This window comes from Mesorhizobium sp. P2_F8 (genome assembly GCF_056403655.1).
In genome coordinates this window covers 503,808-529,756 of record NZ_JBFUFB010000002.1, presented here as the reverse complement: position 1 = coordinate 529,756, position 25,949 = coordinate 503,808, and the positions used below count along the sequence as shown (strand labels likewise).

Here is a 25,949-nt window from a genome sequence, read left to right as displayed (position 1 = left end):
ACCATCTTCGCCCGCTTGCCGAATCATGGCCGCCGCGCCCGGTCGCCGAACAGGCCATTCGGCCGGATCAGCAGGATGACACAGAGCATGACGCCGATGGCGGCGATCTGCAGCGCGGCGGCGCGGGCCTGCTGTTCGGGCGGGAACAGCACGCTGGTCAACGTGCCCGATCCAGCCCATATCGCCCAGACCAGGATGCTGCCGACGACAGCGCCGACATTGCTGCCCGAGCCGCCGACGATCAGCATCACCCAGACCTGGAAGGTCAGGATCGGCAGGTAATTGTCCGGCGCGATGAAGCCGGTGAAATGCGCCTGCAGCGCGCCGGCCAGCGCCATGATGGCGCCACCGACGGCAAAGGCCTGGACGCGATAGAAGCGCGCGCTCTTGCCCAACGAGATCGCCGCCCGTTCGTCCTCGCGCAGCGCCTTCAAGACGCGACCCCACGGGCTGCGTGACAGGTGCTCCAGGGCGAGATAGGCGACCAGCGTAACCGCCGAGACGACGGCAAGGTTGGAGAGGTTGAACAGTAGCGGTGTCTCCGCAAGGCTGCCGAAGGGACGCGGGATGAAGCCGATGCCGAACGGGCCGCCGGTCAATCCCTGCGCGTTGAGCGCGACCAACTGCACGACGACGGCGACGCCGAATGTGGTGATCGCCAGATAGTCGGATCTCAGCCGCAGCGTGGCCATGCCGGTCAGTGCCGCAGCGATGCCACCGACGGCCATGGCGCCGAGCCAACCGACAAGGATCGGCAGGCCGAAGCCACCCAGTCGCGCAGCATCGTCAGGTGTGGTCAGCAGCGCCGAGGTATAGGCACCGATGGCGACGAAGCCGGCGAGGCCGACATTGAACAGCCCGGTCAGCCCCCATTGCAAGTTGAGCCCCAGCGTGACCAGCGAAAAGATCAGAGCGGTGGTCAGGAAGAAGGCGCCGTAGCCGAGCAGATCCATCAGCGTTCCCTCACACCGAACAGGCCGATTGGTCGCACGAACAGCACCGCCATCAGGATGATGAAGGAGACGGCCGCACGCCATTCGGCGCCGATCAGCTGCACCGCGCCGGCTTCGGCGAGCCCAATGATCAGGCCGCCGAGCACCGCACCCGGGATGCTGCCGATACCGCCGAGAATGGCGGCGGCGAACATCGGCAGCAGCATGTCGAAGCCCATGAACGGGCGGATCTGTACCAGAATGCCGATCATCACGCCGGCGACACAGGCCAGCGCACCGCCAATGATCCAGGTCACGCGCACCACGCTGGTGACATCGATGCCGACGATGCGGGCCAGTGCCGCATTCTGGCTGAGCGCCTGCATTGAGCGGCCGGTCTGCGTGCGCGTCATCAACAGATGCACGCCGAGCACCAGCACGGCGGTCAGCAGCAAGAGAGCAATCTGGTCGGGCGTGATGCGAATGCCGAAGCCGACCGGCATGGCGATCTGGATCGCCCGGCTGAAATAGGTCGGCCGCGAGGTGAAGGTGAATTCGAGCAGGCTTCTGAGCGCCATCGAGGCGCCGAAGCTCGCCATCACCACGATGATCGCCTGGCCTTGCGATCGCAGCCGCGCAAACAAAACCTTGTCGAGCAGCAGCGCCAGCAAAGCGGTGAAGGCCATGCCGATGATCAGTGCGACGATCAGCGGCCAGCCGAAGGACAGTGGTCCGATCGGCGCCACCTTGCCGAATGTCGCGCCGATGGCGCTGACGACGGCCAGCGTCGCATAGGTGCCCCAGGCCATGAAGTCGCCATGGGCGAAGTTCGAAAAGCGCAGGATCGAATAGGTGAGCGTCACGCCAATGGCGCCAAGGCCGATCATCGAGCCGGTCAAAAGCCCGTCGACGATGAATTGCAGGCTCATGCCGCGCCTCCTTTCCCGGCGTGCGGCGTTTTCTCTGCCTTGAGGGGGCGCTGGCCAAGATAGAGTTCGGCGACGACCGGGTCGTTCCACAGTTCGGAAGCAATGCCTTCGTGGCGGTCTTTGCCTTCGACCAGCACATAGGCGCGGTCGCCGATGGCCAGTGCTGCCTTGGCGTTCTGTTCGACCAAAAGGATGGTGACACCGGATTTGCGGATGCCGGCCAGCATCTCGAACAACATCGACACGAATTTCGGCGACAGGCCGGCCGACGGCTCATCGAGCACCAGCACTTTGGGGTGGACAATCAGCGCCCGCGCGACGGCGAGCATCTGCCGTTGCCCACCCGAGAGATTGCCGGAGGCGGTCCGCCGCTGGCGGACGAGGTCGGGGAAGGCTGCATACATTTCGTCGATGCGAGCAGGGATTTCGCGCCGCTCGAGAATGCCGCAGGCGACCTTCAGATTGTCCTCGACCGACATCAGCGGGAAGATGTTTTCGGTCTGCGGCACGAAGGCCAAGCCAAGCCGCACCATGGTGTGCGCCGGTGCGGCGGTTATGTCTTTGCCGTCCAGAAACACCGTGCCGCCACTGATCGGGACAAGGCCGGCGATCGCCTTGATGAAGCTCGACTTGCCGGCGCCATTGGGGCCGAGCACGACGACGATCTCGCCCTTGCTAACGGTGATCGAGGCGCCGCGCACGATCGGCACGCCGGGCTCGTAGCCAGCCTCGAGATTGCGGACATCGAGGACCGTCTCGCTCATGCCGCGCCTCCGAGATAAGCCTCGATAACGCGCGGGTCGCTGGCGACCTCTTCCGCCGTGCCTTCGCTGAGCAACTGGCCGCTCGCCATGACGAGGACGCGATGGCAGAGCCGCGTCACCATGTCGATGTTGTGCTCGATCAGCAGGAAGGTGATGCCGCGCGCGTTGATATCGCGGATGCGGTCGATGATGACTTCGAGCAGCGTTGCGTTGACGCCGGCCGCCGGCTCGTCGAGCAGGATGATCGCCGGATCGGCCATCATGACGCGGGCGAGTTCGAGCAGCTTGCGCTGACCGCCGGACAACACGCGCGCCGGTTCATGCGCGAGGTGGGTGAGGGTGACCAGATCCAGCAGTTCGAGCGCCTTGGTCCTTGCGGCTTTCTCCTGCGCCGCCACCCGCCATGGCGCGACGAAGTTGGCAAGCAGCTTTTCGCCGGCCTGACCCTGCGCCGCCAGCATGATGTTTTCGATCAGCGTCAGATTGGGCAACGGGCGCGGGATCTGGAAGGTGCGGCCAAGGCCGCGACCGATGCGCAGATGCGCGGCTTCACCCGAAACGCGCGCACCGTTGAGCAGGATATCGCCGCTGGTCGGCAGGATGCTGCCGGCAAGCAGATCGAACATCGTCGTCTTGCCGGCGCCGTTCGGCCCAATCAAGCCGAGGATTTCTCCCGCCCTGACGTCAAACGAGACATCGTTGACGGCGACGAGGCCGCCGAACCGCCTGACGACGTTCCTTGCCGTCAGAACCGGCGCATGGGTCTCTTGTCCCTGCTGTTCCGCTGCCTCGCTCATCAAACCCTCTGGCCGAAGACGATCGTTGTCGCCTCCTGATTTTTGATTTGTGATCACACTTGCTTTGATCACGCTATTCGGCTTTAATTTCGTCCGCAAGCCGAAAACCGGCCGAGAACGGAATTCCATGCAAAAGGCTGCCATCGAAAAGAACAACGAGGCCATCGCGGCCCAGCTGGCGCCGGTCGGCCGCGAGACCGTGCAGGATCGCGTCTATTCGGAATTGCGCCGTGCCCTGATCGGCGGTCTGTTCGAGCCAAGCCAGGTGCTGACCATACGTGGTCTGGCCGACGCGCTGGTCACCTCGACCATGCCGGTGCGCGAGGCGCTCGGCCGGCTGATCACCGAAAAGGCGTTGGAGGCGCTGCCCAACCGTTCGGTGCGGGTGCCGCCAATCACGTTGGAGCGCCTTGACGATCTCTTGCGTGCCCGCATTCTGATCGAGGGTGAGGCCATCGCGCTGGCCGCCGCCCGCATGGGGCCGCGCCAGATCGCCACCATCGAGACTATTCTCGGCGAATGGGACGAGATGCGGGCTCTGAAACACAAGAAGGATGTCGATCGCGAAGTGACGCTCAACCAGAGCTTTCATTTCGAGATCTATCGCTCCTGCGGCTCGGCCGTGCTGATCCCGATGATCGAAAGCCTGTGGCTGCAATCGGGCCCCTGCATTCGTGTCGCCATCTACGCCTTCTCGGAAGCCGGCGAGGTCGACACCGCCCAGTATCACCGCCGCATCGTCACGGCACTGGCCACCCAGGATGCACAAGCCGCGCGCGAGTCGCTGGCCGCCGACATCAGCCGGCCCTTCACCTTCCTGCGCAGCAAGCTGCAATCCGCCGCCGCGAAAGACCAGACATGACCGCCATCAGGATCACCGAGCCACGCTCGCAGCTTTCCGTGACGGCGCTGTTGCTGCCGCAAAAAGCGCCGGAAAACGCTGCTTTCCTCAAGGCATATCTCGGCACGCCACGCGTCGTCCCGGGCATCCATGCGATGTGGACGGGGCCGGAAATCTCCTGTCCGGTTCCCGCTGCCGATCTCGAGGGCCAGCCCTATGCCAGGCCTCTGCCGGCCGAGAACGCGACGCTGACGCCGCAGCCGGGCGACGTCGTGCTGTCCTATGTGCCGCCGCGCATGTGGGGCGGCAGTCCCGATGCGATCTTCGACATCGGGCTCTACTACGGGCAGGGCGCGCGCCTGCTGTTCCCGATCGGCTGGCTCGCCGGCAGCGTGGTGGCGCAAGTGCGCGCCGAAGAGCGCGATCGGTTCGCCGCCGCTTGCGGCGTCATCCGCCGCAATGGCGCCTGCGACGTCACCTTCAGCCTGGTGGAGGACTGAATGGCCGACGACAGTTTCGAGCTCTTTGATCTTCGCGTCGAGGCGGTCATCCCGGAGGGCAAACCGATCTATTGCGGCGCCAAGGCCGGCGACTATTTCGAGCTCAAGGGCGAGATGCTGTCGATGCCGGCTGGCCAGGGCTTTTCGATCTATTCGATATCGGCCGTGTTGCCGTTGCTGGCAGCCAAGCAGCGCCCGACCCACCCGAACGACTGGATGACCTCGGACGCCGAGATCGCCTGTCCCGATCCCAATTGCGCCAGTCGGCTGAGGATCGTCAGGCTGGCCAAGCGGCGGTTCAGCCATGCCGAGACCACGGCCGTGCCGCTGCCGAAGCGGGGAGACGACAAATGAGTACCCAAACTTTCGAACTCGGCTCCGGCTACACCATCTCGCGCGTCATCCGCGGCGGCTGGCAACTGGCCGGCGGCCACGGCGCCATCGACCGCCAGCAGGCGGTGACCGATCTGATCGCCACCTTCGATGCCGGCATCTGGACCTATGATTGCGCCGACATCTACACCGGCGTCGAGGAGCTGATCGGTGCGGCGCGCCTGCGGCTGGCCAGCGAGCGCGGCCTCGATGTCGCCGCCAGGATGAAGGTGCACACCAAGCTGGTGCCCGACCTCGAACGGCTGGCCGGCATCAGCCGCGACTACATCAGGCGTATCGTCGACCAGTCGCTGCGGCGGCTGAAGACCGAGCGGCTCGATCTCGTGCAGTTCCACTGGTGGGACTATGCGCAGCCGCGTTACGTCGAGGCGATGGGCTGGCTCAACGAGCTTCGGCTTGAGGGCAAGGTGCGCAACCTCGGCACCACGAATTTCGACACGCCGCGGCTGGCCGAAATCCTCGCCGCCGGCATCCCGCTGGTCAGCCAGCAGCTGCAATATTCCGTGCTCGACCAGAGGCCGGGCAACAGCCTTGCCGCACTCGCCGCGAAAAACGGCGTCAGCTTCCTCTGCTACGGCTCCGTCGCCGGCGGCTTCCTCAGTAACAAATGGCTAGGCGTGGCCGAGCCGGCCACCCCGCTCGAAAACCGCTCGCTGGTCAAATACAAGCTGATCATCGATGACTTTGGCGGCTGGGACCTGTTCCAGCAGTTGCTTCAGGCGCTGAAGGCAGTCGGCGACCGCCACGGCGTCGACATCGCCACCATCGCCAGCGCCTGGGTGCTGGAGCAGCCGCACGTGGCGGCTGTCATCGTCGGTGCTCGCAACCAGGCACATGCGCTTGCCAACGCCGGCATCATGAACGTCACGCTCGATGCCGAGGACCGGGCGCGGATTGCCGCCGTCATCGCGCAAGGCACCGGCCTCGAGGGTGATGTCTACACGCTGGAGCGCGACCGCCACGGCCGCCACGGTTCGATCATGCACTACAACCTCAATGCGGGGAAGCAATGAGCGGCGAGCCCTCCCTGTTTTCACGCGCCAGCGCCGAGATCGTCGACCTGCATCGCTTTTTCGTCGACTGGTTCGTTGCGGCGCGCGCCAATAAAGCGGACTTCAGCCGCTTCGAGCGCGTCATGGGCGACGGCTTCGCCATGGTCGCACCGGACGGCCAGATTCTCGATCGCGACGCGGTCGTCGGCCATGTCCGCACCAGCCGCGCCACGTGTGACGACGGTTTCGCCATTTCGATCGAGGACATCCGGCCGGGCTGGCAGGATGCCGAGACAATCGTCGTTTTCTACGTCGAGGCGCAACTGCGCGGTGGCAAGCACAGCCGCCGCCAGTCGAGCGCCGTCTTCACCACCAGTTCATCGGCGCCCAATGGCGTCCTATGGCGACATCTGCATGAAACCTGGCTGCAGGTGCCGGAACGCTGAACAGGAGCATCGGACATAGAGTGCGAAGCGGTTTTTGGGTTAATCCGATGCGCAGACAAAGACACATGTAATCCAGTTCGTGTAGCTCAAAGGGGAACAACAATGAGAAAGACGATACTTCAACTCACCACCGCGCTCGCCCTCGTAACGATGGCCGGTGCGGCGCAAGCGGCCGATTGCAAGATCACCGTAGGCCTCGTCATGGAACTGACCGGCCCGGCCGGCGAATATGGTCAGGCCGGCGCCAAATCGGTCGAGATGGCCTTCCGCGACATCAATGCCGCCGGCGGCGTGCGCGGCTGCGACCTGGCAACCGACACGCGCGACAGCCAGAGCCAGGGCAACATCGCGGTCGACGCCGCCACCCAGTTGGTTCAGGTCAAGAAGGTGCCGGTCATCATCGGCGGCATCATCTCGTCGGTGTCGATCCCGATCCTGACCTCGGTCACGGCACCGGCCAAGATCGTCCAGGTGTCGCCGGCTTCGTCCTCGCCGACGCTGACGGCGCTCGGCCGCGACGGCAAGACCAATGGCATCTTCTTCCGCACCATCACCTCGGATGCGCTGCAGGGCGTCGCCGCCGCCAAATACGCCGTCGACAAGGGCTTCAAGAGGCTGTCGATCATCCACGTCAACAACGACTTCGGCGTCAACATGGTGGCCGAGTTCTCGCGCGCCTACAAAGCGCTCGGCGGGACCATCGTTTCCGACACGCCCTACAACGAAAAGCAGTCGAGCTATGCTTCCGAAGTGACGGCGGCGATGGCCGGCGAGCCGGACGGGCTCTATCTCGTCAGCACGCCGGTCGACGGCGCGACGGTTGCCCGCACCTGGATATCGCAGGGTGGCGTGCAGAAATTCCTGCTCAATGACGGCATGAACAGCCCTGACTTCATCGAGTCTGTTGGCGCCGACTATCTGAAGGACGCCTATGGCACGTCGTCCGGCACCAGCCCGACGGCCTCCACCGACTATTTCACGAAGAACTACAAGGAATTTTCCGGCATCGAGCCGTCCAATCCGGCGGCCGACCGTTCCTACGATGCGGGCGCCATCGTCGGCCTCGCCATCGCCATTGCCGGCTCCGAGGATCCGGCCAAGATCAAGGAAGCGATGTACAAGGCGGTCGACCCGGCCGGCACGCCGATCTTTGCCGGCAAGGACGAATTCGCCAAGGCGCTCGGCCTGATCAAGGACGGCAAGCCGATCCGCTACGAAGGCGTCATCGGTCCCGTCGCCTTCGACAAATATGGCGACATCACCGGCCCCTTCCGGCTCTGGAAGATCGTCGACGGCAAGGTGACGACCGACGGCGAAATGACCACCGACGACGTCAACGCGCTGCAGGCCAAACTTCAGTAAGACAACTTGTCGCCCAGCGTCGATCCGATCTCATCGCGATCGACGCCGGACGGTCAGTTTGTGTCGCCCATGGATGGCCGTGAGAACCATATCGATTACACGGACAAGGGTTTGACCGGCAGGCGATCACGAATAGGATTGGCCCATCAACAGGATTGGCCAATGTCGCCTGAAACTGAAAAACTTCTATCTGCTCTCGGCGACAGGCTGGGTGCGGGCGGTGTGCTCGCCGGCTCGGCCGTGGATCAGCGCTATCGCGACGATCCCGATGGCAAGCTCGGCGCTTTGCCCGAAGCAGTGCTGCGCCCGCGCGACACCGAGGGTGTCGCGGCCGCGTTAGCCGCATGCAACGATCTCGGCCAGCCAGTTGTCGTGCAGGGCGGACGCACCGGGCTGACCGGCGCCGCGCGCGTGCAGCCTGGCGAAATCGTGCTGTCGCTGGAACGCATGACCGGTCTCGATGCACCGGATCGTCTGGCTGCCAGCATCGTCGCCGAGGCGGGCGCAACGCTGCAGGCGGTGCAGGAGGCGGCCGACGGCGCCGGTCTGATGTTCGGCGTCGATATCGGCGCGCGTGGTTCTGCGACAGTTGGCGGCAATGTCGCCACCAATGCCGGTGGCATCCGCGTGCTGCGCTACGGCATGTACCGAGCGCAGGTTCTGGGGCTGGAGGCGGTGCTTGCCGATGGCAGCGTGCTGACCTCGATGAAGGGCCTGCCCAAGGACAATTCCGGCTACGACCTCGGCCAGCTCTTCATCGGCACGGAAGGGACGCTCGGTGTCGTCACACGCGCGGCGCTCAGGCTGCATCCGAAGCCGGTGTCCGAGGTAAACGCCTTCTGCGCACTCCCATCGCTCGATGCGGCGATCGCCCTGCTTGGGCTGCTGCGGCAAAGGCTCGGCCCGCTGTTGTCTGCCTATGAAGTCAACTTCGCGCCGCTCTATGACGCGATGGTCGCCAGCATGGACATGCCGGCGCCGCTGCCGGCGGGTTCGCCTGTCTACGTGCTGGCCGAGATCCAGGGCAGCGAGCCCGAACGCGACGGCGAGCGCTTCGCCGAGGTCTTGATGCAGGCGGTCGAGGACGGCGTGGTCGACGATGTGGTCGTCTCGCAGTCGCCGCGCGAAGTTCGGGCGCTGTGGGCGGTGCGCGAGGACGCCAATCGCGTCCTGTTTTCGATCAAAGGCCTTGTCGGCGTCGACATCAGCATCCCGCTGGCGCGGATGGGTATTTTCCTGCGAGAAGCGGACGCTGCCATCCATGCCATGGATCCCGGCGCCGACATCTATGTCTTCGGCCATCTCGGTGACGGCAATCTGCACTACCAGGTCCGCACGGTGGATCCGGCGGCGGCATACGATATCGTCTATCGCGGCGTGGCGGCAGCGGGAGGGGGCGTTTCGGCCGAGCATGGCATCGGCCTCGACAAGAAGAAATGGCTGCATCTGGTCCGCAGCGATGCCGAGATCGCCACGATGCGGCGGCTGAAGACAGCTCTCGACCCCAGAAACATCCTCAATCCGGGGCGGGTCTTCGACCTGGTCCCGTCTGCCTTAGCGGCCGGCCTGTAGTCAACGTGGCACTGCGACATCCGTCGGCAGTGACTGCCGCGCACTCAGGTCCGTTCCGTCGCGACTTGCCTGGGGATGAGAAAACGCGCGGCGAGCACGCAAAGCAGTACGGTGAACATCAGGATCAGCGCCACCAGCGCATTGATGTCGGGTGAAAAGCCAAGCCGCATCATCGCCCACAGCCTGACCGGCAGCGTGCTTTGGGTGCCGGTGACCAGGATGGTGATCATGGTCTCGTCGAACGACAGCGCGAAAGCCAGGATGGCACCGCCGACCATGGCGCTCGACAGGTTCGGCAGGACGATGCGCCAGAACGTTTGCCAGCCGGTGGCGCCGAGATCGTAGGATGCTTCGACCAGCGTGCGGCTCATCGACTGCAGCCGCATCAGCACCGTGCGATAGACGATCGCCAGCACGAAAACCGTATGTCCGATGACCACCGTCAGCAGCGAGCGTTCAAGGCCGATCTCGCGGAAGAAGATCAGCAGCGCCAGACCGCTGATGATCGGCGGCATCAGGAACGGCAGGAAGATGATGAACTGCAGCAGCGTGCGCCCGGAACGGCGGCTGTGATAGTAGAGCGCCAGAAGCGTTCCGCTGACCACCGACAGGATGACGGTGCAGACGCCGACGATCAGCGTGGTCCGCAAGGCGGCCAGAATATCGTGGTTTTCGGCCAGGGCGACATAGGTCGCAAGCGTCGGCGACGACCAGTCGACATTGCCATGCGCAATGGTGAAAAACGACGACACGATCGGCACGGCCAGCGGGCTGTAGAGCAGCACCGCGACCAATGTCGTGATCGCAGCCAGAAAGACAGTGGATAGCCGGGGCAGGGCGGTCATATCGCTGTCCCCCGGTTTCGGCCGAAGCGCTCGCCGACAAGAATTGCCGCGATCACCACGACTGCCAGCGCCACTGACAGCGCCGCACCGAACGGCCAATTGTAGGCCGTGCCGAACTGGCTGTAGAGGATGCGGCCGAAGGTGAAGCCGCTGATCCCGCCGACCATTTGCGGGGTCAGGAAATCGCCGATCGCCAGCACGAACACGAAGCTCGCCGCCGAGGCGACGCCTGGCAGGCTGAGCGGCAAGGTGATGCGCAGGAACGTCTGCAGGCCGCTTGCGCCCAGATCGTCGGAGGCGCGCAGCAGCACCTGCGGAATCCGCTCCAGCGACAGGAAGATCGGCAGGATGGCGAACGGGATCAGCAGCAGCGTCAGCGTCAGCAGGATGGCGTTCATGTTGAACACGAAAAGCGTCGACGGCTCCTGCAGGATGCCGAGGCTGACCAGCGCCTTGTTGAGAAAGCCGTTAAGGCCGAGGATGCTGCGGATCGCATAGATCTTGATGACGTAGCTCATCAGCAGCGGCACCAGCAGCAGCATCAGCAAGGCATAGCGCCAGCGCCCCTTCAGGGTCGTCAGGAAATAGGCGGCGGGATAGGCGAGCAGAATGCAGATTGCCGCCACCGAGAGACACAGCACAATGGTGTTCCAGAATACCGGAAGAAAGATCGGATCGGTAAAGAAGCGGACATAGTTGCCCAGTGACAGCGTATGAACGATCGTGCCCTGGTCGACGCTGAAGAAGCTATAACCGAGGAAGATCGCCAGCGGCACGAGGACGAAGACCACCGGCAAGGCGAAAGCCAGCACCGTCACCAGCAGCGACCATCGCCGTTCCGCGAGCGGTATCGTGCCGGTTCCGCTCATGCCAGCACCAGGTGGCCTTCATGCGGCGCAAACGCAAGGGAGATCGTCGCGCCGGATTTCAGCGTGCTGCCGTCGACCCGGCTCGGCATGCGCAACCGCAAGCGTTGCGCAGCATGGTCGGCGCCGGCCGTGATGGTGGCAACGGTCGATGAGCCGGCGAAGGCCATGTCGGCGATCGTGCCGGAGAAGCGGTTCTCTGTGTCCTTTGCATAGGCAAGGTGCAAGGCCTCGGGACGGAAGGCAGCGAAGGCACTGGCGCCATCCGCCGCGGTCTTCAAATGCGGCTGGTCACGGATCGAACAGACCAGGCGTCCGAGCGTCGTCTCGATCGATCGCAGTTCGTCCTGGACGGATCCAAGCTTTCCGGCCACCAGATTGTTCTCGCCGAAGAAGCGCGCCACGAACTCGCAATTCGGCTTGTAGTAAAGCTCGTGCGGCGTGCCGAGCTGGCGGATATGGCCGGCCTGCATGACGCAGATCCGATCGGCCATGCCGATCGCTTCTTCCTGGTCGTGGGTGACGAACAGGAAGGTGGTTTTGATTTCGCGCTGGATGGATTTCAGGAACTCCTGCATTTGCCGGCGCAGCTCCAGGTCGAGCGCCGCCAGCGGCTCGTCGAGCAGGATCAGGCGCGGCTGGCAGATCAGCGCGCGGGCCAAGGCGACGCGCTGGCGTTGGCCACCGGAGAGCTGGGCTGGAAAGCGGTCGGTGAAACGCCCGAGCTGGACAAGCTCCAGCGCCTCCGCGACGCGGCGCGCAATCTCTTTGCGCGGCACGTGCCGAACCGAGAGCCCGTAGCCGACATTGCCGGAAACGGTCAGATGCGGGAACAGCGCATAGTCCTGGAACACGGTGTTGAATGGCCGCCGGTTGATCGGCATGCGGCTGATGTCCTGGCCGTCGAGCCGGATCTCGCCCGACGTCAGTGGTTCCAGCCCGCCGATCAGCCGCAGCACCGTGGTCTTGCCGGAGCCTGACGGTCCAAGAACGGTCAGGAACTCACCGTCCTTGATCGACAGGTCGATGTCGTGCAGCACCGGAACGGTGCCGTAGGATTTCGAGACGGACCGCAGCGTCAAGAGGTCGGTGTTCTGGTTCATAGAATACTCTCGCATACGCTTCGGCGGTCCGGAACGTCCGGACCGCCGGGTCCTTCGAAGTCTTCGTGCGGAAAGATCAGGGCGTGGCCTTGATCTCGTTCCACATGTCCGACCGCTTCAGCGGGTCCTCGACATTGTTGAGCCAGACCAGCTTGTCGTTGCCGCCGGCGCTGCCGGTTTCCGTCACCGTGTTGCCGAAACCGGTTCGCTCGGAAAGCTCGCCGCTGACCTTCTTGCTCAGCATGAAGTCGATCCATTTCTCGGCCGCCGCATTGTCGCGGACGCCCTTGGAGATGACCCAGTTGTCGAGCCAGGCAAGCGCACCCTCGCTTGGATTGACGTAGGCGACATGGGCGCCGATCTTCTGCAGTGCCTTGACCTGCTGCTGGCCATAATTGGCCCAGATCAGTGCCACGTCATTGTTCTGATAGATCTGCTGCGCCTCGTCGGCGGTGGTGTAGAAGCTCAGCACATTGCGCTTGAGTTCGACCAATTTGGCCTTGACCGCCGCCATCTGTTCTTCATTCAGATTGAACGGATCCTTGTAGCCGAGCGTTAGCGCGGTGAACGAGAAATTGTGCTCGCCATTGTCGTAGGCCAGGACTTTGCCCTTGTAGGCCGGGTCCCAGAGGACCGACATCGATGTCGGTGCCGGCTTGACCTTGTCGGTGTCGTAGATCAGGCCGATCGAGTCGAAGCAGAACGGAATGCCATAGACCTTGCCGTCCTTGGTGACGCCGCTCACCGCCGTGAGATCGCGGAAGCGCGGCAGCACCTCTTTCTGGTTGGCCAGTTTCGTCACGTCGATCGGCGACACCAGATCGGCCTTGATGTAGCGCTGCAACTGGGCGGTGTTGACGGCGAAGACGTCGAAGTCCTGCCCTTCGCTGCCCTTGATCTTGGCCCAGATCTCGTCGTCGCTGCCGATGAACACGACATCGACGCCGATGCCGGTTGCCGCGGTGAAGTCCTTCACCCAGTCCGGGTCGGCGTAGCCGTCCCAGGCCAGAACCCGAAGGTTCGCGGCCAAGGCTGCCGATGTCATCAGGCCGATGCCGAGGCCGATTGCCGCCATTCTTAGAAACAGTTTTTTCAGTCCCATTTTTAATCTCCCATTGTCGTTCTGGTGGACCGCAGTTTCCGGACCTTTGCCGTCACAGCTGGGTGACGGCGACCAGTCCCTCGTCCGGCACCGACTCCATCCGATTGCGCAGTGGCTTTCCGAATGTCTGTGCCTGGATTTCATACTCGTCGCCGGAAGCCGTCTTGATGCCGGAGGCGTAGCTCATCACCGCCGCGCCGAAGAAGTAGGCATGCAGGTCGCCTGCTCTGCGGTGCATCGGGTAGCGGAAATGGAAATGTTCGAGATTGGCGATCGAATGCGACATGTGCGCCTCGCCCGACAGGAACTCCTGCTCCCAGATGACGGCGCCGTCGCGCAGGATGCGGGAATGGCCGCGCACTTCATCGGGCAGGTCGCCGATCAAAAGCTCCGGGCCGATCGAGCAGGAGCGGAGTTTTGAATGGGCGAGATAAAGGTAGTTCTCGGCTTCCGTCACATGGTCGGAGTATTCGTTGCCGAGCGCATAACCGATGCGATAGGGGTGGCCATCCGGCCCATTGAGATAGAGCCCGACGATCTCGGCCTCTTCCGCGCCGGCGCGCGCGAAGGCCGGCATCGGCAGCGCAGCGCCGGGCGGCACGACGCAGGTGCCGACGCCCTTGAAGAACCATTCGGGCTGGATTCCGATCTGCCCGGCGGCGGGTTTGCCGCCCTCGAGACCCATGCGGAAGATCTTCAGTGAATCGGATTCCTCGGCGTCCTCGCCATGCGTAAGCACATGCATCTTGTCGCGTGCCGCGGCACTTCCGGTATGGGTCAGGCCCGTGCCGGTGACCAGGAAACGCGCCGGTTCGGGATGATCGACCGGGGCCAGTACGCGGCCATCGCGCAACAGCTCGTCATAGTCGACCGTTGCAGTGCCCGTCCGCTTCTCGACAAGTGCGGCGATGGAAACGCCCTCAGCAATTGCCGCTTCGGCCAGTTCCAGCACGGTGCTGGTCTTTTCGAGCGGGTGCAGGTGATTGCCGTCGTCGGAGACGCGGCCAACCCGCCTGTTGCCATCGGACATTCTGAACTGAACAAGACGCATGAGGTACCCTTCTTCCCTTGGGGCCGTGCGGGTCACACCCAGCCCGCATCGACGATGAATTGCTGGCTTGTGCACATGCGGCTGTCGTCGGCGGCCAGGAACAGCGCCATGCGCGCAATATCGGAGGGCTGCAGCCGGTCGGGCAGGCACTGTCGCTCCTCGATCTGCCGCTCTCCGGCCGGGTTCAGCCACAGGCGCATCTGGCGCTCTGTCATCACCCAGCCAGGCACCATGCAGTTGACGCGGATGCGCTCGGGACCAAGCTCGCGGGCCAGCGCCCGCGTCATGCCGTAAACCGCCGCCTTGGCCGTCACATAAGCGGGGCAATCGGGATCGCCGACCATCCAGGTGATGGAACCGAAATTGATGATCGAGCCGCCGCCCAGCGAGCCCATCTGCGGGCGCACCGCTTGCGCCGCAAAGAACTGGTGGCGCAGATTGACCGCCATGCGGTCGTCCCAATAGGCGACCGTCACGTCATTGGTTTGATGGCGATCGTCGTTGCCGGCATTGTTGCACAGAACCTGGATCGGGCCGTTGTGCTGCATCGCTTGCACCGTTGCCGCCTGCAGTTGCTCGACGTTGCGCAGGTCGCAGGCAATGAACAGCGGCGCACGATGTCCATCCGCCGCGATCGCGTCGACCAGGCGCTGCGACGGCTCCTCGGCTAGATCGACAAAGGCAACGCGGCTGCCTTGCGCGCAGAAATGGCGCACCAGGCTTTCGCCGATGCCGCTGCCACCGCCGGTTATGAAGACGCTGCGATCCTTGAGGCTGGGGTAGGTGGCGTAGCCGCCGATTTCATCCATCGCGCGCGCCTCTCTAGTGGGAATGCCGGGGGATGCCGGCATCGCGCCGACCGACGAGAAAGTCGAAATCGCAGCCCTTGTCGGCCTGCAGAACGCGCTCGACATAGAGGCTCTGGTAACCGCCTTCGGGCGGCGTCGGCGGCTGCCAGTTGTGCCGGCGGATAGCCAGTTCCTCGTCCGACACCAAAAGCTCCAGGCGCCGGCCGGCCACGTCCAGCTCGATGAGATCGCCATCGCGCACCAGCGCCAGCGCCCCGCCGGCCGCTGCTTCCGGCGCCACATGCAGCACCACGGTGCCGTAGGCGGTGCCGCTCATGCGCGCGTCCGAGATGCGCACCATGTCGGAGACGCCTTGCTTCAGCAGCTTGGCCGGCAGCGGCATGTTGCCGACCTCGGCCATCCCGGGGTAGCCACGCGGTCCGCAGTTCTTCAGCACCATCACCGAAGAGGCGTCGATATCCAGCTCCGGATCGTCGATGCGGGCGTAGTAGTGCTCGATGTTTTCGAAGACGATCGCCTTGCCGCRATGCTGCATCAGCTCGGGCGTCGCCGCCGACGGTTTGATGACCGCCCCGTTGGGCGCCAGATTGCCGCGCAGGATCGAGATGCCGCCTTCCCTGGTCAGCGGGTCGCTCAGCGGGCGGATGACCTCGCTGTTATAGTTGGGCGCGCCGTCGATCAACTCGCCAATGGTCTTGTTGCTGACGGTCATGGCGTCGCGATGAAGAAGCCCCACTTCATCAAGCGACGCCATGACCGCAGCCAGCCCCCCGGCATAGTAGAAATCTTCCATCAGGAACCGGCCCGATGGCATCAAATCGACAATGGTCGGAACGTCGCGGCCAAGGCGGTCCCAGTCATCGAGGCTGAGATCGACGCCGACACGGTTGGCGATGGCGATCAGGTGCAGCACTGCATTGGTCGAGCCGCCGATCGCGCCATTGACGCGAATGGCGTTCTCGAACGCTTGCTTGGTGAGGATCTGCGCAATCGTCACATCCTTGCGGACCAGCTCGACGATCTGGCGTCCGGCCATCTGGGCGAGCACGCCACGGCGTGAATCCACCGCCGGGATCGCGGCATTGTCCGGCATGCCGATGCCGAGCGCCTCCACCATGCTGGCCATGGTCGAAGCCGTGCCCATTGTCATGCAGCTGCCCGCCGACCGGCTCTGGCCCTGTTCGGCGGCCAGGAAATCGGCGACCGGCATGCGGCCGGCCTTCACCTCTTCGGCGAATTTCCAGACATGTGTGCCCGAGCCAATATCTTGTCCGCGGAACTTGCCGTTGAGCATCGGTCCGCCGGAAACGGTGATGGTCGGCAGATTGCATGACGCAGCACCCATCAGCAGCGCAGGCGTGGTCTTGTCGCAGCCGACCAGCAGGATGACGCCGTCGATAGGATTGCCGCGAATGGATTCCTCGACATCCATGCTGACCAGATTGCGAAACAGCATGGCGGTGGGGCGCATGTTGCTCTCGCCCAAAGACATGACCGGGAATTCCAGCGGCAGGCCGCCGGCCTCATAGACGCCGCGTTTGACGTGGTCGGCCAGGGCGCGCAGATGCGCATTGCATGGCGTCAGTTCCGACCAGGTGTTGCAGATGCCGATCACCGGGCGGCCGTCGAAAGCGTCGGCGGGAATGCCCTGGTTCTTCATCCAGCTGCGGTGCATGAAGGCGTTCTTGCCTTCGCCGCCGAACCAGGCCTCGGACCGCAGTTTGCGTTTGATCTCGGTCACGATTGCTGGCCCCGATCCTGGCGGCGTTTGTTGCGGTTCTCGACGCTACGGCGCACGTCGTCCTCGGCATTGTCGATGAGCACCAGTAGTGCCTTCTGCGCGCCGGCTGCGTCGCGCGCGGCTATCTTCTCAGCCACTTCCCGGTGCAGCGGCAAAGAGTGGCGCTGTCCTTCCGGATTGTCGTTGGAGAGGCGGAAGCTCATCACCAGAGCGGTTTCGACCAGTGCCGCGAGCGAGCCGATCAGCTCGTTGCCGGTCATGCGCAGAATGGTCTGGTGGAACAGCAGATCAGGCTTGGCGAAGCGGTCGCCATCATCGACAACGGCTTCCATTTCGGCGAGCGCCGCATTGATCTCGGCGATCTGTGCCGGCGTGGCGCGCTGCGCGGCGAGTGCGGCCGACATCGGCTCGATGGCCCGGCGCAGTTCGAACAGTGCCCGCACATCGTCGGCGCTGACGCCGCTGGCGTAACGCCACGACAGGACGTCCGGGTCGAGGAAGTTCCAGTCGGAGCGAGGACGCACCCTTGTCCCGGTCTTCGGCCGCGATTCGACAAGCCCCTTGCCGGCCAGAACCTTGATCGCCTCGCGCAGCACCGTGCGGCTGACCCCCAGCATCTCGCTGGAATCGTCCGCATTGGGCAGTGCCTCGCCGGGCAGGAAATCGCCCTGCACGATGCGCAACCCGATCTGCTCGACAACAGTTGCGTGCAGTGCCGTGGAGCCGCTGGAAACCGCGACGGCGACGCGCGAAGTCCGCGCCGTGCTAAAAGATTTCTTATTCTTCATACTATTCATATGATATGTCTTATAGCCGTGGCGATTGGAGTCAAGGGATGGGGACATGCCGATGACAAAGAATTCAGCAGCCGTTGTGGAGCAGCACACAGAGCTGCTTTCGATCAGCGACGGCATTGCGACGGCCGAGATTGCTCCGGCCGCCGGGGGTGCGGTAGCGTCGTATCGCTGGCGGCAAGACGGCTCTGTCGTGGACTTGCTACGCCCCGCCGATCAGGCGGCGATCAGCCGCCGCGATGCCGACGCCATGGCCTGTTTCCCACTGGTTCCCTATTCCAACCGCATAAGGGGTGGTCGCTTCGCCTTCGCTGGTCGTACCGTCACACTGCCGACAAGCCCCGATGACCCGCATCATGAGCACGGCCATGGCTGGCGCCGGCCTTGGACAGTCGAGCGGCACGAACCCAGCGCTGTCGTCTTGCGCTATCGCCACGCCGCCGATTCCTGGCCATGGAGCTACGAGGCCGAGCAAGTCATCTCGCTGGCCGATGGCAGTCTGGGCATCACCATCTCGCTGCGCAATCTCTCGGACACGCCGATGCCGGCCGGCTTCGGCCTGCATCCCTATTTCCCGTCGACGCCGTGGACGCATGTCCAGGCGCCGGTGTCCGGCATGTGGGAAACCGATGCGGACATCTTGCCAACCCGCCACGTCCTGCCGCCGGCCGGTGCCAACCCGACCACGGGCTWCGATGTGTCCGAGACGGACTTCGATACCGTCTTCACCGGATGGACGCGCCGGGCCCGGATTTGCTGGCCGGAGCATGGACGGCAACTGGAGATCGAGGCCGAGGTGCCGCTTGATTTCCTCGTTCTCTACACGCCGCCCAACGAGCCGTTCTTTTGCGCCGAGCCCGTCACCAACATCACCGATGCCTTCAACCGCGACGCGGGCATCGACACCGGCCGCATCGTGCTGGCGCCCGGCCAGATGCGATCCGCCAGCGTTCGCTTCACGCCCTCACAGGCGGTCTGACCGATGTCGAACCGTCCAAAGGGGGTCGGTTCAGAACGGATAATGCTGGCCCGGATCCTCGATCGTCACCCAGCGCAAATCGGTGAACTCGGCGATCGATGCCTTGCCGCCGAAACGGCCATAGCCCGAGCCCTTGACGCCGCCGAACGGCATTTGTGCCTCGTCGCCGACGGTCGGGCCATTGATATGGCAGATGCCGGCTTCGATGCGCGCGGCGACCGCCATGGCACGCTTGATGTCGCGGCTGAAGACGGCTGACGACAGGCCGTATTCGGTGTCGTTGGCGACACGCACGGCCTCGTCCTCGCCCTTGACCCGGATCACCGGCTTGACCGGCCCGAAGGATTCTTCGGCATAGATGCGCATAGCCGACGTGACATCGTCGAGCAAGGTCGCTTCCACCACGGTTCCACTGCGCTTGCCGCCGGCCACCAGCCTGGCGCCCTTGGCGACGGCATCGGTGACGAGTTCCTCCATCTTGTCGGCCGCCTGGCTGCTGATCAGCGAGCCCAGCACGACATGGCCGCGTGGATCGCCCGCCGGCAGTTGCGACGCGCGTGCCGCGAGCTTGGAAACGAATTCATCGGCGACCTTCTCGTCGACAATCAGACGCTCGGTCGACATGCAAATCTGGCCCTGATGCATGAAGGCGCCGAAGGTGGCGGCGTTGACGGCCGCGTCGATGTCGGCATCGTCCAGGACCAGCAACGGCGCCTTGCCGCCGAGTTCGAGCAGCGCCGGCTTCAGGTGCCGTCCAGCGAGTTCGGCGATGATCCTGCCGACCTTGGTCGAGCCGGTGAAGTTGACGCGCTTGACTGCAGGGTGCGCGACCAGCGCCTCGACAATGCCGGCGGCATCCCTGGGATCGTTGGTGACGACATTGATGACGCCCTTCGGCAGGCCGGCCTCGACCAGCACCTGGCCGATCAGTCGGTGCGTGCCGGGGCACATTTCGGATGCTTTCAGCACCACCGTGTTGCCGCAGGCGATCGGCATGGCGATGGCGCGGGTGCCGAGAATGACCGGCGCATTCCATGGCGCGATGCCGAGGCACACACCAGCCGGCTGGCGGATCGCCATGGCCAGCGTGCCCGGCTTGTCGGATGGGATGATCTCGCCCGAGATCTGCGTCGTCATCGCCGCCGCCTCGCGCAGCATGTTGGCCGCCAGCATGACGTTGAAGCCGGCCCACGGGCCGGTCGCGCCGGTCTCTTCCATCATCAGCTGGGTGAATTCGCCGACCTTCGAGGCCATGACGTCGGCCGCTTTGCTCAGCAAGGCGCGGCGCTCGCCAGGCCCGGTCTTCGACCAGGCCGGAAAGGCCGCCTGGGCAGCCTCCACCGCGGCATTGGCGTCGGCAATGCTGGCCGCGGCGGCGCGTGTCGCCAGCCTGCCGGTGAACGGATCCATGCGTTCGAAGGACGCCGCACCTGAGGCAGCCCGCTCGTCGCCGTCGATCAGTAGTCCGATGTCCATGACTGTCTCCATCCCTCTATTCCTGCTTGACCATGATCTCTCCCGAAAACCGGTTCCCGCTTTTCGGGATCATGGTCTAGAATCCGAACATTTCGGCATTGATCGATGCTTCGAGGCCACCATCGACCGGTACGTTGGCGCCGTTGATCCAGCGCGCGCCATCCGAGCACAGGAACAGCACCACCGGTGCGATATCGCCCGCTGTGCCGGCCCGTCCGACCCTGGCGATGTCGCTGTCGACGCGGGCGTCGCCGAGCACGGTGCGGAATTGCTTGAGGATCGGTGTCTCGACCGGGCCAGGGCTCACCGCATTGACGCGGATGCCGCGGCGTTTGAACAGGTCCTGGTGCGCCGCACTGAAGGTCCATAGCAGCAGCAGTTCCTTGGAGACGGGATAGCCTTCCTCGTTCCTGACCGCATGGTCGCAGACCACCTCGGCGACATCGGGAAAACCTTCGATGCCGACCATCGAGGCGGCGCGATTGAGATGGGCGCGCCAGCCATAGCCGGCGATCGAGGCGACGTTGACGATGGCGCCGCCTTCGCGAAGTTTTGGCACAAGACCTTCCGAAAGCGCCCGCAGCCCGAAGAAATTGACGGCCAGTGTCGCCGCCGCACCGGTGTTGCCGGAGAGGCCAGCGACATTGCAGAGTGCGTCGATACGCTGCGGCAGACGCGCGATGAGATCGTCGACACCGGCCTTCGACGAGATGTCGGCCTTGACGAAGCTGCCAACCGCGGCAGCCGGCTCACGCACATCGACGCCGATCACATCGGCGCCGAACTGGCCGGCGAGTTCCGCGGTGCGGGCGCCGATGCCGGAAGCGACGCCGGTGACAAGGATGGTCTTGCCGAAGAGCATGGTCATGCCTTTTCCTGATGCATCTTGGTTTGTTGTGGCGTCGCGTCGTCATCTGCGGAGGCCGCCGCGAGCCTGACGCGATAACCGACCGGCAGCAGGCGAAGCCCAAAGCGCTCCTCGATCGTCCCCCACAGGCCGCGCGGCAGGAAAAGCGAGAACAGCACCGCCGTGGCGCCAAGCCCGACCAGATACCAGACACCGGTGCCGCCGAACCATGTCTCGATGAGGAAGAACACCAGCGCGCCGAGAATGGCGCCCTCGAAAGTGCCGATGCCGCCGACCAGCACCATGAAGATCATGTAGGCGGTCCATTGCACGTTGAAGTAGGTCTTCGGCTGGAAGGTGATGGAGGTCGCCAGCCACAGCGCACCGGCAATGCCGATGCCGAAGGCGGCAAGCACGAACAGCAGCCGCTTGGTGCCGGTGACGCGCACGCCGACCGAGGCGGCGGCGTCCTCATTGTCCCGGATCGCCCGGATCGCGGCACCGGTGCTGCCGCGCAGCAGACCAAACAGGATGGCAAGCAGCGCGGTCATCGAGGCCAGCGCCAGCCAGTAGATCGTCGCTCGCCTAGTGCCGGCGTCGTAGACATTCAGCGAGATCAGCGAGGTGCCGGTTTCGCCCTGCACCAGCCGGTCGAGATTGACCAAGAGATGCGTGAGTGCCGCGATCACCCACATGCCGATGGCGAATTCGCCATTTCTCAGCCGCAGCATGAAAAGCGAGAGCGGGATAGACACCACGCCAACGACAAGTCCGGAGGCGAACAGCGCCAGGAACGGGTTGAGGCCCGCATCGGCCAGCCGGATGGCGAAATAGGCGCCGAGGCCGAAGAACACCTGCTGGCCGACCGAGACCAGCCCGCCGAAGCCGGCCAGCGCATTCCACATCGCCGCTAGGATCACATAGATGAACAGTGCGGTCATGCGGTCGACCGCACCGGCCGACAGGAACTGCGGCGCGATCGCCAGCAACGCGATGATGACGGCGACGGCCATCGCGGCAATCCGCGATGTCGCCGTGCCGCGCTCGATGACAGGCATGGCGGCGGGAGCACTCATGACGTCTTCCCGAGGCGCAGCAGGCCGCGCAGGCCGAGGCCGGACGCGGACAGCCGCACGAAAAGCACGACGAGAAAGACAGCGTGGCCGCCGATCAGAAACCCCTGCGGATGCACCTGTGCGCCGAGCGTCTGGGCAAGCGCCAGCACGATACCGCCGATCAGCGTTCCCCACAGCGAACCGGCGCCACCGATCACCGCCGCCTCGAAGGCGAACAGCAATTGCGGCGCCCCGGCATAGGGATCGAAGGTAGCGCGCATGCCCAGGAACGCACCGGCAAGGCCAACCGTGACCATGGCGATGGCCGCGGCAATGGCGTTGGCGCGGCGGGCATCGACACCGACCAGGCCGGCCGTATCGGGGTCTTCCGATGTGGCGCGGATCGAGCGGCCAAGCCTGGTGTGCGTGAGGAACAATTGCAGCCCGCCGAGCAGGACAATTGCGGTGGCAAACATCATCACCGCGAGCTTGCCGACATAGATGCTGCCTGGCCATTCCCAGGAATCATAGGACAGGCTGCCGATATAGGGCGCCAGCGAACGCGTATCCGCGCCGAACTGCTCGAACAACAGATTGTCGATGACGATGGCCAGGCCGAACGTCGTCAGGATCGGCAGCAGGGCTCCACCGCGCGCGCTGCGTTCGAGCAGGAAGCGCTGCAGCGCCCAGCCGATCGCCGCCATCAATGGCAGCACAATGAGCAGGCCGACAAAGGGCGAGACGTGGAATCGCGAGGCCAGCAACCACAGCGCATAGGCGGAAAGCACCGCAAGGCTGCCATGCGCGAGGTTGATGATGCGCATCACCGAAAACATGAACGACAGGCCGCAGGCGATCAGCGCGTAATAGCCGCCGAGAAGGATGCCCTGGATGATCTGGTTGCTCATGCCGGAACGCTTCCGGTGCTTTTCCGGTGCAGACCGAAATAGGCCTTAGTCACCTCGTCGCGCGAAACCTCCTTGCTTGGTCCTTCGAGCGCGACACGCCCTTCGAGCATGCAGATGACCCTGTCGGATACATCGAGCGCCCGGTTGAGGTCCTGTTCGACCAGGATGATCGTCGTCCCTGAAGCGATCAGCCCTTGCAACGCGGCGTAGACACGGTCGACGATCAGCGGCGACAGGCCGAGCGAAACCTCGTCGAGCAACAGCAGTTCAGGGTTGCTCATCAAGGCCCGGCCGATCGCCGTCGCCTGCTGCTCGCCGCCCGAGAGGTGGCCCGTCCTGGCATGGCGGCGCGGTTTGAGGTTGGGGAACATCTCGAGCACCTTGTCGACACTCCAGTCGCCCGGCCGGCCGACGGTCCTGCCAAGCAGGAGGTTCTCCTCGACCGTCATCTGCACGAACAGTTTTCGTCCTTCCGGCACCAGCGCGATGCCCATCCCGACGCGCCTGTGGGACGGCACGCTGGTGAGGTCGGCGCCGTCGAGCAGCACGCGGCCGGCGGCCGGCTGATGCGCCCCGGCGATGGCCCGGAGTAGCGTCGTCTTGCCGGCGCCATTGGCACCGACCAGCGCCAGCGTCTCGCCGCGTTCGACGGTCAAGCTGACGCCGCGCACCGCCTGCAGCAGCCCATGCCGGACAACCAGGTTCTCGACCGACAGCAGGCTCATTTCGGGCCTCCGCCGAGATAGGCACGCACGACCTCAGGGTCGGCCATCACCGCTTGCGGCTCGCCATCGGCGATGATCTTGCCGGCATCCATGCAGATCAGCCGCTCGGCCACCTGCAGCAGGATATGAACGATGTGCTCGATCCAGACGATGCCGATCTTGCGCCGGCGCAATTCCTTGATCGTGTCGACAAGTTCGCCGGCTTCGCCATCGGTCAGGCCGCCGCCGATCTCATCGAGCAGCAGCAGCGTCGGTCTTGCGGCAAGCGCCCTTGCCAGTTCCAGCCGCTTGCGATCGAGCAGCCCGAGCGTTTCGGCGCGCCGGTTGGCAACGCCCAGCATGCCGCACAGTTTCAACGAGCCGAGCGCTTCCTCATAGGCCTCGTCACGGCCGAGACCGGCGCCGTGCGAGGCGGCGACGAAGACATTCTCGAAGGTGGTCATGCCGCTGAACGGTTTTGGCACCTGGTGCGTGCGCACCAGGCCGAGCCGGCAGCGCTGCGTCGCTGACAGCGGCGTCACGTCGCCGCCCTTGAAGCTGACCGTGCCTGAGCTTGGTGGAAAAGCCCCGGCCAGCACGCTGAGCAGTGTCGTCTTGCCTGCACCATTCGGACCGACAATGCCGACCGCCTCGTCGGCGGCCATGGTGAAGTCGACGGCATCCAGCACCACGAGTGCGCCGAAGCGCTTATGGATAGCGGCGGCGGCGAGGATCGCCTGTTGTTGCGGATGGGTCACCAGGCGATCCTCGTCAGCGGTCCATCAGCCGTTGTAAGGCAAAAGCTTGGCTTCGACGGGCACTTTCGGGTCCGTGGCATTCTCGGTCACGACATAGTCGAGCGGGAACTTGGCTCCTTCCTTGGCGGCCACCCATTGCGTGCCGATGATCGGGCCGGGAGAGACATTGGCAACCGGGCCGCTGGTGAAGTCGACCTTGCCGATCATCGTCTCGGTTTTGAGCTGGCTCAGCGCCTTGGCCACCGCCGCCTTGTCCTTGGCGTCGGTGCTTGCCTTCAGCGCTTCGAAGCCGGCGTCGAGCAACGACATCGAGGCGCCAAGCTGCTGCGTCCACTGCTTGCCGCTCGCCGCCTCATAGCCGTCGGCCAACTCGGTTCCCGAAACGCCGGTCAGCGGCGACTTGTAGGGGAATGCCTTGTGCCAGTAGGCGGCACTCGAAATCTTCATGCCGAGATCGCCGAGGGCTTCGATATCCGACGGGAACAACCCGGTCTTGGCGACCTGGCAGATCTTGATCTGCTTGATCAGCCCTTGCTGTGCCGCCTGACGCCAGAACGCCGCGAAGTCCGGCGGGATCGGGAAGGAATTGAAGATCTCGACGCCTTCCTGTTTGAACAGCGCGATCTGCGAGGAATAGTCGGTGGTGCCGGTTTCATAGGCGCCGGGATCGACGATGGTGAACCCCTGCTTGGCCAGCAGTGGCGCCAGATTGGCACGGATGGCGTTGCCGTCGGCGTCGTTCGGATACATGACGCCGACCTTCTTGTTGGTCTCGATCAGGTTCCATTGCGAGATGTAGGTCTTGAAGAACTCGCCGACGCCGAAGCCGAAATGATAGGTCCATTTGAACGGCGAGGGTGCACCGGGCTTGGCGCCGCGGCCGAAATACCAGGCCTCCCAAGGCATGACTGTCGACAGGCACGGCACCCCTGCGGCTTCGCAGGCGTCGGCCACCGGGTTGATCACCTCGGGCGTCGACACGGCCAGCATCAGGTCGATGGCCTGGTTGTTGATCAGGTCCTTGGCCAACTGGCCGGCGCGCGATGGGTCGGACTGCGTGTCCTGGTCGAGGATTTCAACGTTGTACTTCTTGCCGCCCAAGTCGAGCCCGCCGGCCAGCGCCTTGCGGGCCAGATCGAGCACGTAGCCGTCGGTCTGACCGAAACCGGCGAGCGGCCCAGTGCGCGGACTGACGAAGCCGACCTTGAGCGTGTCGCCTGCTTGAGCAAAGGCGCCGCGGCCGCCAAGCGCGAGCGCTGCGCCGCCGGCAATCGATGTGGCGATGAACTGGCGTCGCGATAGGCCTGTAATGGTGGATCTGCTGCCAATGGCGTGGGTCATATTTTCCTCCCTCTGTGGCTCCTCCATCGCCACAGTGCACCA

Annotated in this window: 27 protein-coding genes; 8 read left to right on the top strand and 19 right to left on the bottom strand. The window is 64.4% G+C overall.

Annotated features, from left to right (window positions below; genetic code table 11):
- Positions 1–23: 23 nt before the first annotated feature.
- From AC1DZP_RS06250 to AC1DZP_RS06235, 4 genes are read right to left on the bottom strand one after another with little or no spacing between them, the layout of a single operon-like run.
- Positions 24–956, bottom strand: coding sequence for a branched-chain amino acid ABC transporter permease (locus AC1DZP_RS06250; RefSeq protein WP_477301164.1), 933 nt, complete (start codon positions 954–956; stop codon positions 24–26).
- On the bottom strand, positions 953–1,861 hold the full coding sequence (locus AC1DZP_RS06245) for a branched-chain amino acid ABC transporter permease (protein WP_477300876.1): 909 nt from the start codon (positions 1,859–1,861) through the stop codon (positions 953–955). Before AC1DZP_RS06245 ends, AC1DZP_RS06250 begins: the two co-directional genes overlap by 4 nt.
- Positions 1,858–2,625, bottom strand: coding sequence for a branched-chain amino acid ABC transporter ATP-binding protein (locus tag AC1DZP_RS06240; RefSeq protein WP_477300874.1), 768 nt, complete (start codon positions 2,623–2,625; stop codon positions 1,858–1,860). Before AC1DZP_RS06240 ends, AC1DZP_RS06245 begins: the two co-directional genes overlap by 4 nt.
- Positions 2,622–3,422 (bottom strand): ABC transporter ATP-binding protein, encoded by an 801-nt coding sequence (locus tag AC1DZP_RS06235; protein ID WP_477300873.1) that lies wholly within the window; start codon positions 3,420–3,422, stop codon positions 2,622–2,624. Before AC1DZP_RS06235 ends, AC1DZP_RS06240 begins: the two co-directional genes overlap by 4 nt.
- Before the next feature lie 127 nt (positions 3,423–3,549).
- Between AC1DZP_RS06235 and AC1DZP_RS06230 the strand changes: the two genes are divergently transcribed.
- The 7 genes from AC1DZP_RS06230 (at position 3,550) to AC1DZP_RS06200 (ending at position 9,528) form a co-directional block, all read left to right on the top strand.
- On the top strand, positions 3,550–4,284 hold the full coding sequence (locus AC1DZP_RS06230) for a GntR family transcriptional regulator (protein ID WP_095081116.1): 735 nt from the start codon (positions 3,550–3,552) through the stop codon (positions 4,282–4,284).
- Entirely contained in the window at positions 4,281–4,763 is a 483-nt protein-coding gene (locus AC1DZP_RS06225; RefSeq protein WP_477300871.1) for a DUF3830 family protein, read from the top strand. The genes AC1DZP_RS06230 and AC1DZP_RS06225 overlap by 4 nt, the downstream gene beginning before the upstream one ends.
- Positions 4,764–5,117, top strand: coding sequence for a TIGR04076 family protein (locus AC1DZP_RS06220; RefSeq protein WP_477225874.1), 354 nt, complete (start codon positions 4,764–4,766; stop codon positions 5,115–5,117).
- Complete coding sequence (locus tag AC1DZP_RS06215; protein ID WP_477300869.1) at positions 5,114–6,169, top strand: aldo/keto reductase; 1,056 nt, start codon at positions 5,114–5,116, stop codon at positions 6,167–6,169. The genes AC1DZP_RS06220 and AC1DZP_RS06215 overlap by 4 nt, the downstream gene beginning before the upstream one ends.
- Complete coding sequence (locus AC1DZP_RS06210; RefSeq protein ID WP_095080910.1) at positions 6,166–6,594, top strand: DUF4440 domain-containing protein; 429 nt, start codon at positions 6,166–6,168, stop codon at positions 6,592–6,594. Before AC1DZP_RS06215 ends, AC1DZP_RS06210 begins: the two co-directional genes overlap by 4 nt.
- 102 nt (positions 6,595–6,696) lie before the next feature.
- On the top strand, positions 6,697–7,956 hold the full coding sequence (locus AC1DZP_RS06205) for an ABC transporter substrate-binding protein (RefSeq protein ID WP_477300866.1): 1,260 nt from the start codon (positions 6,697–6,699) through the stop codon (positions 7,954–7,956).
- Between the two features lie 162 nt (positions 7,957–8,118).
- Positions 8,119–9,528 (top strand): FAD-binding oxidoreductase, encoded by a 1,410-nt coding sequence (locus tag AC1DZP_RS06200; RefSeq protein WP_477300864.1) that lies wholly within the window; start codon positions 8,119–8,121, stop codon positions 9,526–9,528.
- Positions 9,529–9,572: 44 nt separating this feature from the next.
- Here the strand turns inward: AC1DZP_RS06200 and AC1DZP_RS06195 are convergent, their stop codons facing one another.
- From AC1DZP_RS06195 to AC1DZP_RS06160, 8 genes are all read right to left on the bottom strand, one after another.
- Positions 9,573–10,373 carry an ABC transporter permease gene (locus tag AC1DZP_RS06195; protein WP_095080914.1) on the bottom strand — a complete coding sequence of 267 codons (801 nt, stop codon included), beginning with the start codon at positions 10,371–10,373 and terminating at the stop codon, positions 9,573–9,575.
- Complete coding sequence (locus tag AC1DZP_RS06190; RefSeq protein WP_477300862.1) at positions 10,370–11,242, bottom strand: ABC transporter permease; 873 nt, start codon at positions 11,240–11,242, stop codon at positions 10,370–10,372. Before AC1DZP_RS06190 ends, AC1DZP_RS06195 begins: the two co-directional genes overlap by 4 nt.
- The gene (locus AC1DZP_RS06185; RefSeq protein WP_477300860.1) at positions 11,239–12,342 is read right to left on the bottom strand and encodes an ABC transporter ATP-binding protein; all 1,104 of its coding nucleotides are present in this window, start codon (positions 12,340–12,342) and stop codon (positions 11,239–11,241) included. Before AC1DZP_RS06185 ends, AC1DZP_RS06190 begins: the two co-directional genes overlap by 4 nt.
- Positions 12,343–12,418: 76 nt before the next feature.
- Positions 12,419–13,444, bottom strand: coding sequence for an ABC transporter substrate-binding protein (locus AC1DZP_RS06180; protein ID WP_477300858.1), 1,026 nt, complete (start codon positions 13,442–13,444; stop codon positions 12,419–12,421).
- Between the two features lie 52 nt (positions 13,445–13,496).
- Positions 13,497–14,495 carry an AraD1 family protein gene (gene araD1, locus AC1DZP_RS06175; protein WP_477300856.1) on the bottom strand — a complete coding sequence of 333 codons (999 nt, stop codon included), beginning with the start codon at positions 14,493–14,495 and terminating at the stop codon, positions 13,497–13,499.
- A 32-nt stretch (positions 14,496–14,527) separates the two neighbouring features.
- Entirely contained in the window at positions 14,528–15,304 is a 777-nt protein-coding gene (locus AC1DZP_RS06170; protein WP_477300854.1) for an SDR family NAD(P)-dependent oxidoreductase, read from the bottom strand.
- A 13-nt stretch (positions 15,305–15,317) separates the two neighbouring features.
- On the bottom strand, positions 15,318–17,045 hold the full coding sequence (locus AC1DZP_RS06165) for an IlvD/Edd family dehydratase (RefSeq protein ID WP_477300852.1): 1,728 nt from the start codon (positions 17,043–17,045) through the stop codon (positions 15,318–15,320).
- Entirely contained in the window at positions 17,042–17,842 is an 801-nt protein-coding gene (locus tag AC1DZP_RS06160) for a FadR/GntR family transcriptional regulator (RefSeq protein WP_477300850.1), read from the bottom strand. Before AC1DZP_RS06160 ends, AC1DZP_RS06165 begins: the two co-directional genes overlap by 4 nt.
- Positions 17,843–17,894: 52 nt before the next feature.
- On the opposite strand from AC1DZP_RS06160, the gene AC1DZP_RS06155 reads away from it, so the two are divergent.
- Positions 17,895–18,818, top strand: coding sequence for an aldose 1-epimerase (locus AC1DZP_RS06155; RefSeq protein WP_477300848.1), 924 nt, complete (start codon positions 17,895–17,897; stop codon positions 18,816–18,818).
- 30 nt (positions 18,819–18,848) lie between these two features.
- Here AC1DZP_RS06155 and AC1DZP_RS06150 read toward each other — a convergent pair whose 3' ends face one another.
- The 7 genes from AC1DZP_RS06150 to AC1DZP_RS06120 all read right to left on the bottom strand — a co-directional run bounded on the left by AC1DZP_RS06150 (position 18,849) and on the right by AC1DZP_RS06120 (position 25,907).
- Positions 18,849–20,294 (bottom strand): aldehyde dehydrogenase, encoded by a 1,446-nt coding sequence (locus AC1DZP_RS06150; RefSeq protein ID WP_477300846.1) that lies wholly within the window; start codon positions 20,292–20,294, stop codon positions 18,849–18,851.
- Between the two features lie 76 nt (positions 20,295–20,370).
- Positions 20,371–21,156, bottom strand: coding sequence for a coniferyl-alcohol dehydrogenase (locus AC1DZP_RS06145; protein WP_477301162.1), 786 nt, complete (start codon positions 21,154–21,156; stop codon positions 20,371–20,373).
- Positions 21,157–21,158: 2 nt separating this feature from the next.
- Complete coding sequence (locus tag AC1DZP_RS06140; protein WP_477300844.1) at positions 21,159–22,217, bottom strand: branched-chain amino acid ABC transporter permease; 1,059 nt, start codon at positions 22,215–22,217, stop codon at positions 21,159–21,161.
- Positions 22,214–23,104, bottom strand: a complete 891-nt coding sequence (locus tag AC1DZP_RS06135; protein ID WP_477300842.1) for a branched-chain amino acid ABC transporter permease — start codon at positions 23,102–23,104, stop codon at positions 22,214–22,216. Before AC1DZP_RS06135 ends, AC1DZP_RS06140 begins: the two co-directional genes overlap by 4 nt.
- A complete protein-coding gene (locus AC1DZP_RS06130) occupies positions 23,101–23,829 on the bottom strand; it encodes an ABC transporter ATP-binding protein (protein WP_477300840.1) in 729 nt (242 codons plus the stop codon). Before AC1DZP_RS06130 ends, AC1DZP_RS06135 begins: the two co-directional genes overlap by 4 nt.
- A complete protein-coding gene (locus AC1DZP_RS06125) occupies positions 23,826–24,569 on the bottom strand; it encodes an ABC transporter ATP-binding protein (RefSeq protein ID WP_477301160.1) in 744 nt (247 codons plus the stop codon). The genes AC1DZP_RS06130 and AC1DZP_RS06125 overlap by 4 nt, the downstream gene beginning before the upstream one ends.
- A gap of 21 nt (positions 24,570–24,590) precedes the next feature.
- Positions 24,591–25,907 (bottom strand): ABC transporter substrate-binding protein, encoded by a 1,317-nt coding sequence (locus AC1DZP_RS06120; protein WP_477300838.1) that lies wholly within the window; start codon positions 25,905–25,907, stop codon positions 24,591–24,593.
- Positions 25,908–25,949 lie beyond the last annotated feature (42 nt).